Source organism: Streptomyces aureus, from assembly GCF_001418135.1.
Taxonomy (GTDB): Bacteria; Actinomycetota; Actinomycetes; order Streptomycetales; family Streptomycetaceae; genus Streptomyces; species Streptomyces aureus_A.
Window position 1 is genome coordinate 1 of the sequence record NZ_LIPQ01000409.1, and the last position, 12,070, is coordinate 12,070.

Here is a 12,070-nt window from a genome sequence, read left to right on the forward strand (position 1 = left end):
CCCGGCCGCCCAGGAAGGCGTGAGCCATGAGTCACGAGGAGGTGCTCCGGTGACGGTCGTGCTCCGGCGCGTCAACCGCGTCCTGCTCGGCCTCGCCGGGCTGCTGCTCGTCCTCGGCGGCGGGGGAGTCCTCGCCGCCGCCCTCGATCTGTCCGTACCGTCCTGGTGGCCCTGGTCGGGCCCCTCGGACGTGCTGCTGTCCGCCGCCGACCGGCAGCGCTGGCGCGACGAGGGCTGGTGGTGGCCGGTGGTCATCGCGGTCCTCGGGCTCGTCGTCCTGCTCGCCCTGTGGTGGCTGCTCGTCCAGTTCCGGCGGGCCCGGCTCGCCGAGGTCGTCGTCGACACCGGCGACGGCGAGGTGGCCGTACTGCGCGGCCGGGCCCTGGAAGGCGTCCTGGCGGCGGACGCCACGGCCCAGGAGGGCGTGGCCAAGGCACGGGTCGCCCTCACGGGCCGCCGGACCACCCCCCGTACCCGCGTCGCGCTCTTCCTGGAGCCGTACGCCTCCCCGGGGGCCGCCCTGACCACGCTCAGCACCCAGGCCCTGGCGCACGCGCGGACGGCCACGGGCCTGCCCGCCCTGCCCACCGAGGCGCGCCTGCGCGCCGTGAAGCACCGGGCCCGCAGGGTCACCTGAGGATCAGAACTCGGCGCGCGCCCCGCCGTCCACGGGGAGCATCAGACCCGTGAGGTACGAGGCGGCCGGCGACAGCAGGAACGCCGCCGTCCGCCCGAACTCCTCCGGGGTGCCGTAGCGGCGCAGCGGGATGGTGGCCTCGTTGGCCGTGCGGGCCGCGTCCGCGTCGCCGGAGAGGGAGTCCAGGAACCGCACCCGGTCGGTGTCGATCCGGCTGGGCAGCAGCCCGATGACGCGCACTCCGCGCGGGCCCAGGTCGTTGGCGAGGGACTTCGCGAAGCCCGCGAGGCCCGGGCGCAGACCGTTGGAGATGGTCAGGCCGGGGATCGGCTCGTGGACCGAGCCGGACAGGACGAAGCCGATGACGCCGCCCTCGCCGAGCGTCTCGGCGGCCGCGCGGGCCAGTCGTACGGCCCCGAGGAAGACGGTGTCGAAGGCGGCGGCCCACTCCTCGTCGGTGTTGTCGGCCGCGAAGCCGGGCGCAGGGCCGCCGACGCTGATGAGGATGCCGTCGAAGCCGCCGAACCGTGCCCTGGCCTCGGCGACGAGCCGCGCCGGGGTCTCCGGGTCGGTGTTGTCGGCGGCGATGCCCGCCGCGCCCGGCCCCAGTTCGGCCACGGCCTCGGCGACGGTCTTCTCCTCGCGGCCGGTGACGAGCACCTTGGCGCCCTCGGCGAGCAGCGCCTCGGCGGAGGCCCGCCCGAGCCCCCGCGTCGCCCCGGTCACCACGTACACGCGGTCCTTCATCCCAAGATCCATGGACCTATCCTGCCGGGTCCTGATCCTCGGCTGCCAGTGCGAGGGCCGTGCCCACCAGGCCGATGTGGCTGAAGGCCTGCGGGAAGTTGCCCAGCTGGCGGTCCGTCACCGGGTCGTACTCCTCCGCCAGGAGGCCGACGTCGTTGCACAGGGCCACGAGACGCTCGAAGAGCGCGCAGGCCTCCTCGCGCCGGCCGCACAGCCGGAGCGCGTCCGCGAGCCAGAAGGAGCAGACCAGGAAGGTGCCCTCCTGCCCCGGGAGGCCGTCCACCGTGCCCGAGTCGGTGCTGTAGCGGCGCAGATAGCCGCCGTGCGTCAGTTCCGCCTGCACCGCGTCCACCGTGCCCACCACCCGGGGGTCGTCCGGCGGCAGGAAGCCGACCTGCGGGATGAGCAGGGTCGCGGCGTCCAGCTCCCGCGAGCCGTACGACTGGGTGAAGGTGTTCCGGACCGGGTCGTAGGACCGGGCGCACACCTGGGCGTGGATCTCGTCCCTCATGGTCCGCCACCGTGCGGCGTCCCCCGGCAGCGACGGGTCCGCCTCCAGGGTGCGCACCGCCCGGTCGGCTGCCACCCAGGCCATCACCTTCGAGTGGGTGAAGTGCCGGCGCGGCCCGCGCACCTCCCACAGTCCCTCGTCGGGCTCGCGCCAGGTCGACTCCAGGAAGCCGAGCAGGCTCAGCTGGAGGTTCCAGGCGTGCCGTTCCGCCGGGATCCCGGCCTCACGCGCGCGGTGGAGGGAGTCCATGACCTCGCCGTACACATCGAGCTGGAACTGGTCCACGGCCGCGTTCCCGGTCCGAACCGGCGCCGAGTCGGCGTAGCCGCGCAGCCACGGCAGGGTGGTCTCGGGGAGCCGCCGTTCGCCGGCGGGCCCGTACATGATCTGCAGGTCGGCCGGATCGCCGGCGACCGAGCGGAGCAGCCAGTCCCGCCAGGCGCACGCCTCGTCGACGTACCCGGCGGCGAGCAGCGCGCCGAGGGTGAGGGAGGAGTCGCGCAGCCAGCAGGCGCGGTAGTCCCAGTTCCGTACGCCGCCGACCTCCTCCGGCAGGGAGGTGGTGGGCGCGGCCATGATCCCGCCGGTCGGGGCGTACGTGAGGGCCTTGAGGGTGATCAGGGAGCGCAGCACAGCCTCCCGGTACGGGCCCCGGTAGGTGCAGCGGCCCGACCACTCCCGCCAGTCCTCCAGGGACTGCTCCAGGGCCTCGTGGGGGTCGACGAGGTCGGGGCGCGGCTCGTGCGAGGGGTGCCAGGTCAGCACGAACGCGACCTTCTCGCCGGCGGTGACGGTGAAGGAGGAGCAGGTGGAGAACTGCTGGCCCCAGGTCTTCACGGGCGGCTCGCTGCGCAGCCAGACCGCGTCCGGCCCGGCGATCGCGACCCGGTGGCCGTCGGCACGGCGCATCCAGGGCACGACCGAGCCGTAGTCGAAGCGGAGCCGCAGGACGGAGCTCATCTCGACGGTGCCGCTGACGCCCTCGACGATCCGCATCAGATCGGGGGCCCTGTCCCGCTGGGGCATGAAGTCGACGACCTTGACCGTGCCCGTACGGGTCTCCCAGTAGGTCTCCAGGACGAGGGAGCCCTCGGCGTACCGGCGGGAGGCACAGGTGGTGGCGCCCTTGGGGGCGATCCGCCAGTGGCCGTTGTTCTCGTCGCCGAGGATCGCGGCGAAGCAGGCGGCGGAGTCGAAGCGGGGCAGACACAGCCAGTCGACCGATCCGTCGCGGCCGACGAGCGCGGCGGTCTGGAGATCGCCGATGAGGGCGTAGTCGTCGATACGTTGCGTCACGCTTTGGGCTGTTCCCGGAAGCGGCGGTGGTCAATCAGAGGGACGGAGTGGCCTGGATCGCCTCAGGGTCCGTTTCCGGGGTTCCCGGGGTGTCGTCTCCCTCGGTGCCGGAGGAGGCGGAGGTCTGCCGGTCGTGCTTCTCCCGGCGGACCAGGATCACCCAGCCGACGGGCACCCCGGCCGCGAAGAGCCACCACTGCACGGCGTACGCCATGTGGGCGCCGATCGACGTGTGGTCGGGCTCGGGGATCAGCTCGGGGGTGTCCCCGGCGGGCTCGGGCCCGGTCTGCTCCAGGTAGCCGCCGAGCACCTCGCGGCCGATGAGCTCCGCCTGCTGCTTGCTGTTGATGAGCATGACCTGACGGTCCGGCAGGCCCTTCAGGTCCTTGATGCCGCTGGCGCCGGTCGTCTCGTCGGCCTTGAGGCGGCCGCTGACGGTGACCTCGCCCTTGGGGGCGGGCGGCACCTGCGGGTAGGAGTGCTGGTCGGCGGCGGCCGGGATCCAGCCGCGGTTGACCAGGACGGTCCGGCCGTCCCGGAGGACCAGCGGGCTCAGGATGTGCACGCCGACCCGCTCGTCGGAGGAGGTGCGGCGGCGGACGACCACCTCGTGGGCGGTGTCGAAGGTGCCGGTGGCGGTGACGGGCCGCCAGTAGTCGGAGCGCGGGACCGTGTGGCCGGGGGAGGTGAGCTCCTCGACCGGGACCGGCTTCGCCGCGATGCTGTCCGCGATCAGGGCGTTCTGGGCGACCCGGCGCTCGTGCCGGTGGAACTGCCAGAAGCCCAGCTCGATCATCGTCGGGACGAGGACGAGGGCGATGAGGGTGAGGATCACCCACTGCCGGGACAACAAGAAGCGGTACACCCCATGACCGTACAACTCGGTCCATGGGGTGCACGCACGGGGGGCGGCTCGCGGGAGACGAGCCCAGGATCGTTTCCTTCGGCCCTGTCGTTCTCGGCCCCGACTCCCTCACACCCTGTCGACGATGCCCACCTTTCCCTCCGCGCGGGCGCAGTGTCCGCCGCAGTACCAGCTGCCGTCGACCTCGACGCCCTGCCCGATGATCTGGACCCGGCAGTGCTCGCAGATGGGCGCCATGCGGTGGATGGCGCAGGCGAAGCAGTCGAAGACATGGATCGCGCCTTGCGCATGTACCTCGAAGGACATGCCGTAATCGTTTCCGCAGACCTCACAACGTGCCATGCGCCACAGGGTGAGGCCCCCCGGCGGGCGCGCGCAGCTCGGCACGCCCGTGGGGCCGGGGGTGTCACCCGTCTGCCGGGGCCACGTCCCGCAGCAACTGGGTGTACGCCGCCTCGTCGACGATCGGCGTGCCGAAGGACTTGGCCTTGACGGTCTTGGAGGTGGCGGAGTCCGGGTCGTTGGTGACGAGGAGGCTCGTCAGCCGGGAGACGCTCCCCGCCACGTGGAGTCCGGCGTCGACCGTACGGTCCTCGAGGAGCTCGCGGTCGACGGAGGTGTCCCCGGAGAACGCCACGCGCATGCCCTGCTTGAGTGGTTTGTCCGTCTCGTACCGACCCGGGTTCGGGTACGGGCACGGCGGCCGCTTCCGCGAGGGACGCCAGCTGCCCGCCCGGTACGAGGAGGCGTACCCGGCCTGGTGGCCGATCCGCGGCTGCTGCGCGGGCGACGAGGCCCACTCGGTCAGCGGCCGGCACTCGAGGAGCGGCAGCCGTACGTTGCGCTCGGCCGCCGCGTGCAGGCTCGGCCGGAACGCCTCGGCGAGCACGCGCGCGTCGTCCAGCGCGTTGTGCGCGCGCTGCTGCACCACACCGAAGTGCGCGGCGAGCGACTCCAGCTTGTGGTTCGGCAGCGGCAGCGACAGCTCCTTGGCGAGCGCGATCGTGCACAGCCGCTGCCGCACCGGGGCGGCCGACTCCGCGCGCGCGTACTCCCGGGCGATCATCTGCCAGTCGAACATCGCGTTGTGCGCGACGAGCACCCGCCCGTCCAGCCGGGCCGCGAACTCCGCCGCGATCTCCGGGAAGAGCGGAGCGCCCTCCAGGACGTCGGTGGTGAGCCCGTGGATCCAGACGGGTCCCGGATCACGCTCGGGGTTGACGAGCGTGTACCAGTGGTCCTCGACGTTCCCCTGGGCGTCCAGCCGGTAGACGGCAGCCGACACTATCCGGTCGTCGCGGGCGAGTCCGGTGGTCTCCACGTCGACGACCGCGTACCCCTGCGGGTAGGCGGCCGGCCACGTCGCTGCTGTCGTACGGTCGTCAAGCACGGTCACTGAGAATACGGCCCGCGACCGACAACTCCGTCCCCGGTGTCCCCGGGAGCCCCGGCGAGGAGCCCGTCCACCAGGGCCCGCACCGAGTCGACGAACAGCCGCTCGGTGTCGATCGGTGCGGCGAGCGCGCGGGCGAGGAGGTCGTCGGACTCGGCGTCCTCGCCGCTCCACAGCTCCTCCTCGGCGGGCGACTGCGCCGGGGCGCGCTCCCGGTTGCGCTCCACCAGGACATAGCCGACGACCTGGAACTGCACCGCGCGGACGGCCCGCGCCGCGCGCGCCCCGCGCAGCCCCGCGGCGTGCGCCTCGTGGACCAGGGCGCGCTGGGCCGGCAGGAACATGCGCTCCGTCAGACCCCGTTCGTGGACCATCGCGACCAGGTGGGGGCGCTCGCGCAGGGCCCGGCGCAGTGCGCGGGCGACCGAGACCAGGCGCTCGGCGGGGGTCGCGCCGCGCGGGCGGATCGTGTCGAGATCGGCGACGGTCCGCTCGACCAGCGCGTCGAGCAGGGACTCGCGGTTGCCGACGTGCCAGTAGATCGAGGTGACCGCGGTGCCGAGCTCCGCCGCGAGCCTGCGCATGGTGAGGGCGTCCGGGCCGTGCTGTCGCACCAGGGCGGCGGCGGCCTCCAGGACTTCCTCACGGGTGAGTGCGGCGCGCGCCATCCGTTCCCCCAACTCTGTCGCGTGCACGGGTCTTTACCCTTCATCGCCGTCGGTGTAACTCTGTTACAGACCCGACCCCCTGAAGGGTGGTACGTCATGGCACGAGTACGGTACGGGGCGCGCACGGACGCCGAGATCACGGCGGCCCGCACCAGGAGCGCGAAGCTCCCCGACATCTGGTCCACCGGAGTGGTCGCCGTCTGGGAGACCGATCCTGAGGTGGTGGCGGCCGTCCTGCCGCCCCCGCTGAAACCCACCGAGCGGCCCCTCGTGCGGGCCAACATCTCCCAGGTCGACCTGCCGGGCTATCCCCTCGGCGCCGGCTCGGTGGCGGTCGCCGCCGCCCACGGCGACCGCGAGGGCTGGTACCCGCTGGTGATGCCGATGACCCACGAGCGCGCCCTCGTCGGCGGCCGCGAGGTCTTCGGCGAACCGAAGAAGCTCGGCGAGGTCGTCGTCGAGCGCGACGGGCTCGTCGTCCGCGCCTCGCTCGGGCGGCACGGCATCGACTTCGTCGAGGTGCGCGGCGCGGTCTCCGGACCGCTGCCCCTGCCGGAGCCGGCCGAGAAGACCGACTTCTACTTCAAGTTCCTGCCGGGCGTGGAGGGTTCGGGCTTCGACGCCGAACCCGTCCTCGTCCACTGCGTCCGCAACGAGAAGGTGCGCAGGCTGGAGCGCGTCACCGGCGACGTGGTGCTGCGCGAGTCCATGTACGACCCCGTCGCCGACCTCCCCGTCCGCCGGCTCGTCGAGATCACCATCGGGGAGAAGACCACCGACCAGAAGGGCACGGTCGCCGAGCGCGTCTCCGCCCAGGCCCTCCTGCCGTACATCCACCAGCGGTACGACGACCCGCAGCAGATCCTCGACGGCCCGCCCGAGGGGAGCGTCTGATGGAACTGCGCGAGGGGCAGGTCGCCGTCGTCACCGGCGCGGCGAGCGGCATCGGGCTCGCGATGGCCCGCCGCTTCGCCGCCGAGGGACTGGCCGTCGTCCTCGGCGACGTCGAGGAGGGCGCGCTCGCCGAGGCCGCCGACGAGCTGATGGCAGCCGGGGCCCAGGTCCTCGCCCGGACGGTCGACGTCTCGGACCCCGACGACGTGCGGGCGTTCGCGGAGGCCACGTACGAGACCTTCGGCGCCGTCCACGTCCTCTGCAACAACGCCGGCGTCGGCTCCGGCGCCGAGGGGCGTATGTGGGAGCACGAGCCCAACGACTGGAAGTGGGCCTTCGCCGTCAACGTCTGGGGCGTCTTCCACGGCATCCAGGCCTTCGTCCCCCGGATGCTCGCGGGCGGCGAACCCGGCCACGTCGTCAACACCTCCTCCGGCGACGGCGGCATCGCCCCGCTGCCCACCGCCTCCGTGTACGCGGTCACCAAGGCGGCCGTCGTCACCATGACCGAGTCGCTCTACGCCCACCTCAGGGCCGAGCACGCGCGCGTGAGCGCCTCCGTGCTCTTCCCCGGACCGCACATGCTCCGCACCGGCCTCTGGGAGTCCCACCGCAACCGGCCCGAGCGGTACGCCAAGGAGCGCCCGCGCAGGACCCCGTACCGCAGCCTCGACCAGTGGGAGGCCGCCATGAAGGAGGCCGGCCACGAGGTCGCCTTCACCCCCCTGGAGGAGGTCGCCGGACACGTCGTCGACGGCATCCGCGCCGACCGCTTCTGGATGCTGCCGGAGAGCGAGCACAGCGACCGGCAGATCACGGCACGCTCGCGGTCGATGCTCGACCGCTCGAACCCGTCGTACCTGGAGAACTTCATCCTCGACTGAGGGGGCCCCGATGGCCGATCCGAACGACCCGTATCTGATCATCTCCTCCGACTGCCACGCCGGGCTGCCCACCGAGGAGTACCGGCCCTATCTCGACTCCCGCTTCCACCGCGCCTTCGACGACTTCCTCGCCGGACGCGAGGCGCGCCGGGAGGCCATGACCCGGCTCGGGGTCCGCAACGAGGCCTTCGCGAACAAGTGGTTCAGCGACAACGAGGAGGGGCTGCGCGGCGGCTGGGACGCCGGGCAGCGGCTCAAGGAGCTCGACGGCGACGGGGTGGCGGCCGAGGTCGTCTTCCCCGACGCGGACGCCGTCGACAGCCAGACCGCCGCGCCCTTCGGCGTCGGCCTCGGTCTCTCCGGAGACCAGGACCCGGAGCTCGGCATGGCGGGCGCGCAGGCGCACAACCGTTGGCTCGCCGAGTTCGTGGGACGGAATCCCGAGCGGCACTGCGGGGTGGCGCTGCTGCCGGTCACGGCCGAGCCCGCCAAGGTCGTCGCCGAGATCCACCGGGCCAAGGAGTCCGGGCTCGGGGCGCTGATGATCCCCTCCATGTGGGTGGACAAGGAGCCGTACCACGACCGGCGCTACGACCCGGTCTGGGCGGCCGCCGCCGAGACGGGGATGCCGCTGGTCACCCACTCGGGAGCGGCGCCGCGCGAGGAGTACGGCGACCACCTCGGCATCTACGTCTCCGAGGTCACCTGGTGGCCGGCCAGGCCGCTGTGGTTCCTGCTCTGGTCGGGCGTCTTCGAGCGGCACCCCGGGCTCCGGTTCGGCGTCGCCGAGTCGGGCTGCTGGTGGCTGCCGAACCTCCTCTGGTTCATGGACCGGCTCTACCTCGGCGCGCACGGCGGCAAGAAGCTGTCCCCGTTCGCGGAGCTGCGGCGGCCGCCGAGCGAGTACCTGGACCGGCAGGTCTTCATCTGCGCCACCAACACCAAGCGGCGTGAACTCGCCCAGCGGTACGAGATCGGCGTCGACAACATCCTGTGGGGCTCGGACTTCCCGCACCCGGAGGGAACCTGGCCGGACACGCGCGCGTGGCTCCGGAAGACCTTCCACGACATCCCGGTGGCGGAGACCCGCCGGATGCTGGGCCTCGCGGCGGCCGAGGTCTTCGGATTCGACCTCCAGAAGCCGGATCCGATCGCCCGCCGCATCGGCCCCACCCCCGCGGACCTCGGCCAGCCCGCCGACCAGAGCGCCGTGGAGGCCTCCTGGGCCCGCTCGCGCGAGGTCGGCCGGCACTGGCTGACGGACCACGACTTCCCCACCCTGGGGGTGAACTGATGGACCGCTACACCGTCATCTCGGCGGACTGCCACGCCGGCGCCGACCTCCTCGACTACCGCCCCTACCTGGAGAAGAAGCACCACGAGGCCTTCGACGCCTGGGCGGCCGGCTACGTCAACCCGTACGAGGACCTCCTCGCCGACACCGCCGACCGCAACTGGAACTCCGAGCGCCGGCTCCGCGAGCTGGAGGCGGACGGCATCGTCGCCGAGGTCGTCTTCCCGAACACCGTCCCGCCGTTCTTCCCCAAGGCCTCCCTGATGGCCCAGCCGCCCGGCGCGGCCGAGTACGAGCAGCGCTGGGCCGGACTCCAGGCGCACAACCGCTGGCTCGCCGACTTCTGCGCGGCCGCCCCGGGGCGCAGGGCCGGCGTGGCGCAGATCCTCCTCAACGACGTCGACGCGGCGGTCGGCGAGATCCGCCGCGCCCGCGAGGCGGGACTCACCGGGGGCGTTCTGCTGCCCGGCGTGCCGCCCGGGTCACCCGTCCCCGAGCTGTACTCGGAGGCGTACGACCCGATCTGGGCGGTCTGCGCCGAGCTCGACGTCCCCGTCAACCACCACGGCGGCTCGGCGTCGCCGCCGCTGGGCGACGAACCCGCCGCCCGCGCGGTCTTCATGGTGGAGACCACCTGGTTCTCCCACCGGGCGCTGTGGCACCTGGTCTTCGGTGGCGCCTTCCGGCGCCACCCGGGGCTCAAGCTGGTCCTGACCGAACAGGGCTCGGGCTGGATCCCGGGCGTGCTCGACATGCTGGACTACTACCACGGCCGCCTGGTGTCGGCCGCGACGAGGGCCTCCACGGCGGAGTCGAAATTCGGCGCGGGCCTCGCCGAGGCCATGGGCAAGGGCCCCAGCACGGTCTGGCGCGACAACTGCTTCGTCGGCGCGAGCTTCATGCGCCCCCACGAGGTGCCGCTGCGCGACCGGATCGGCCTCGACAAGATCATGTGGGGCAGCGACTACCCGCACGACGAGGGCACCACCCCGTACTCCCGCGAAGGCCTCCGGATCGCCTACGCCGGGCTGCCGAGGGAGGAGGTCGCGGCGATGGCCGGCGGGAACGCGGCCCGCGTCTACGGCTTCGACCTGCCGTACCTGGACACCCTGGCCGCGGTTCACGGGCCGACCGTCGAGGAGATCGCCGAGCCCCTGAAGGAGGTCCCCGCAGGCGCCACCAGTCCGGCCTTCGCCCCGGGCGGGTCGGTCCGCGTCTGGTGACCCGCCGGGTGCGACGCTCCTGACGTGACCGACGCACCCGAGGCGACCGACGCCCCCGCGCACGCGGCCCACGGCGGAAGCCTCGGCTCCCGTCTCAACTGGCTCCGGGCGGCCGTGCTCGGAGCCAACGACGGAGTCGTCTCCACCGCGGGCCTCGTCGTCGGCGTCGCCGGCGCCACCGAGTCCCAGGCCGCCCTGCTCACCGCGGGCCTCGCGGGGCTCCTGGCCGGATCGATGTCGATGGCGGCGGGGGAGTACGTCTCGGTCTCCACCCAGCGCGACTCCGAGAACGCCGCCCTCGCCCAGGAGAAACGCGAACTGCGCGAGGATCCGGAGGCGGAGCTCGCCGAACTGACCGGCCTCCTGGCAGCCCGCGGCCTATCCGCCGACGTGGCACGCGAGGCCGCCGAGCAGCTCACCGCCCGCGACGCCCTGCGCGCCCACGCGCGCGTGGAGCTGGGCATCGACCCGGACCGGCTCACGATCCCCTGGCACGCCGCCGCCGCGAGCTTCCTCGCCTTCACCGTCGGCGCCCTGCTCCCGCTCCTCGCGATCGTCCTCCCCCCGGCCTCGGCCCGCCTCTGGGTCACGGTCGTCTCCGTCCTGGCGGCCCTGACCCTCACCGGCTGGTGGAGCGCCCGCCTGGGCGAGGCACCCGCGGGCCGCGCGATCCTCCGCAACGTGGCGGGCGGCGCCCTGGCGATGGCAGTCACCTACGGCGCGGGCTCCTTGCTGGGAGCGACGGGAATCTAGGCCCCGTCGTCACACTCCTTGTCGGAAGGTGCCAAGGCTTGCTGACAAGTCGTCTCGCATACTTGTTGGTAACCACGTCTATCCGCGCCCCGGCACCCGCCTCTACCGTCGACGGCATGCCCAACCTGCCCGATGTCGTGCTCTGGTCCATACCGGCGTTCGTCCTGCTCACCGTCATCGAGATGGTCGGCCACCGGATCCACCCCGACGAGGACGCCGCCGGGTACGAGGCCAAGGACGCCGCCACCAGCATCGGCATGGGGCTCGGAAGCCTGGGCTGGGACGCGCTGTGGAAGATCCCCGTCGTCGCGATCCACACCGCCGTGTACGAGCTGACGCCGCTGCGCGTCCCCGTCCTCTGGTGGACGATCCCGCTCATGCTGCTCGCCCAGGACTTCTGCTACTACTGGCAGCACCGCGGACACCACGTCGTCCGCATCCTCTGGGCCTGCCACGTCGTCCACCACAGCAGCCGCAAGTTCAACCTGAGCACCGCCCTGCGCCAGCCGTGGACCAGCGTGACCTCCTGGCCGTTCTACCTGCCGCTGATCGCCCTCGGCGTGCACCCGGCGGCGCTCGCCTTCTGCTCCTCGGTCAACCTCGTCTACCAGTTCTGGATCCACACCGAGCGCGTCGACAAGCTGCCCCGGCCCTTCGAGTACGTCCTCAACACCCCCTCGCACCACCGCGTCCACCACGCCTCCCAGGGCGGCTACCTGGACCGGAACTTCGGCGGGATCCTCATCGTCTGGGACCGGACGTTCGGCTCCTGGGCCGGCGAGACCGACCGGCCCGTCTACGGCCTCACCAAGAACATCGAGACCTACAACCCGCTGCGCGTCGCCACCCACGAGTACGCCGCCATCGCCCGCGACCTCAAGGCCGCGCGCGACTGGCGCGAGCGG

At 72.7% G+C, this 12,070-nt stretch carries 13 protein-coding genes; 7 read left to right on the forward strand and 6 right to left on the reverse strand.

All coding sequences use genetic code 11. The features are described 5' to 3' along the window. Nucleotides 1–49: 49 nt before the first annotated feature. Entirely contained in the window at nucleotides 50–637 is a 588-nt protein-coding gene (gene amaP / locus AOK00_RS29140; RefSeq protein ID WP_173861665.1) for an alkaline shock response membrane anchor protein AmaP, read from the forward strand. Nucleotides 638–640: 3 nt separating this feature from the next. On the opposite strand, the gene AOK00_RS29145 is transcribed toward amaP, so the two are convergent. From AOK00_RS29145 to AOK00_RS29170, 6 genes are all read right to left on the reverse strand, one after another. Further along, nucleotides 641–1,396 (reverse strand): SDR family oxidoreductase, encoded by a 756-nt coding sequence (locus AOK00_RS29145; RefSeq protein WP_055603225.1) that lies wholly within the window; start codon nucleotides 1,394–1,396, stop codon nucleotides 641–643. A 4-nt stretch (nucleotides 1,397–1,400) separates the two neighbouring features. Beyond that, a complete protein-coding gene (locus AOK00_RS29150; RefSeq protein ID WP_055603226.1) occupies nucleotides 1,401–3,191 on the reverse strand; it encodes a glycoside hydrolase family 15 protein in 1,791 nt (596 codons plus the stop codon). 34 nt (nucleotides 3,192–3,225) lie between these two features. After that, complete coding sequence (locus AOK00_RS29155; RefSeq protein WP_055603227.1) at nucleotides 3,226–4,056, reverse strand: SURF1 family cytochrome oxidase biogenesis protein; 831 nt, start codon at nucleotides 4,054–4,056, stop codon at nucleotides 3,226–3,228. 108 nt (nucleotides 4,057–4,164) lie between these two features. Next, a complete protein-coding gene (locus AOK00_RS29160; RefSeq protein WP_015032679.1) occupies nucleotides 4,165–4,398 on the reverse strand; it encodes a hypothetical protein in 234 nt (77 codons plus the stop codon). 64 nt (nucleotides 4,399–4,462) lie between these two features. Continuing rightward, nucleotides 4,463–5,452: a DEDDh family exonuclease gene (locus tag AOK00_RS29165; RefSeq protein ID WP_055603228.1), complete on the reverse strand. Its 990-nt coding sequence runs from the start codon at nucleotides 5,450–5,452 to the stop codon at nucleotides 4,463–4,465. After that, nucleotides 5,449–6,117: a TetR/AcrR family transcriptional regulator gene (locus tag AOK00_RS29170; RefSeq protein ID WP_055603229.1), complete on the reverse strand. Its 669-nt coding sequence runs from the start codon at nucleotides 6,115–6,117 to the stop codon at nucleotides 5,449–5,451. The genes AOK00_RS29165 and AOK00_RS29170 overlap by 4 nt, the downstream gene beginning before the upstream one ends. 96 nt (nucleotides 6,118–6,213) lie before the next feature. On the opposite strand from AOK00_RS29170, the gene AOK00_RS29175 reads away from it, so the two are divergent. The 6 genes from AOK00_RS29175 to AOK00_RS29200 all read left to right on the forward strand — a co-directional run. Then, nucleotides 6,214–7,011, forward strand: a complete 798-nt coding sequence (locus tag AOK00_RS29175) for an acetoacetate decarboxylase family protein (RefSeq protein WP_055603230.1) — start codon at nucleotides 6,214–6,216, stop codon at nucleotides 7,009–7,011. Next, on the forward strand, nucleotides 7,011–7,895 hold the full coding sequence (locus AOK00_RS29180) for an SDR family NAD(P)-dependent oxidoreductase (protein WP_055603231.1): 885 nt from the start codon (nucleotides 7,011–7,013) through the stop codon (nucleotides 7,893–7,895). The genes AOK00_RS29175 and AOK00_RS29180 overlap by 1 nt, the downstream gene beginning before the upstream one ends. Nucleotides 7,896–7,905: 10 nt before the next feature. After that, nucleotides 7,906–9,189 carry an amidohydrolase family protein gene (locus AOK00_RS29185; RefSeq protein WP_055603232.1) on the forward strand — a complete coding sequence of 428 codons (1,284 nt, stop codon included), beginning with the start codon at nucleotides 7,906–7,908 and terminating at the stop codon, nucleotides 9,187–9,189. Beyond that, nucleotides 9,189–10,412 (forward strand): amidohydrolase family protein, encoded by a 1,224-nt coding sequence (locus AOK00_RS29190; protein WP_055603233.1) that lies wholly within the window; start codon nucleotides 9,189–9,191, stop codon nucleotides 10,410–10,412. Before AOK00_RS29185 ends, AOK00_RS29190 begins: the two co-directional genes overlap by 1 nt. Before the next feature lie 24 nt (nucleotides 10,413–10,436). Continuing rightward, entirely contained in the window at nucleotides 10,437–11,165 is a 729-nt protein-coding gene (locus AOK00_RS29195) for a VIT1/CCC1 transporter family protein (RefSeq protein ID WP_055603234.1), read from the forward strand. A gap of 116 nt (nucleotides 11,166–11,281) precedes the next feature. Continuing rightward, the coding region (locus AOK00_RS29200; protein ID WP_055603235.1) for a sterol desaturase family protein at nucleotides 11,282–12,070 on the forward strand (789 nt) is incomplete at its 3' end.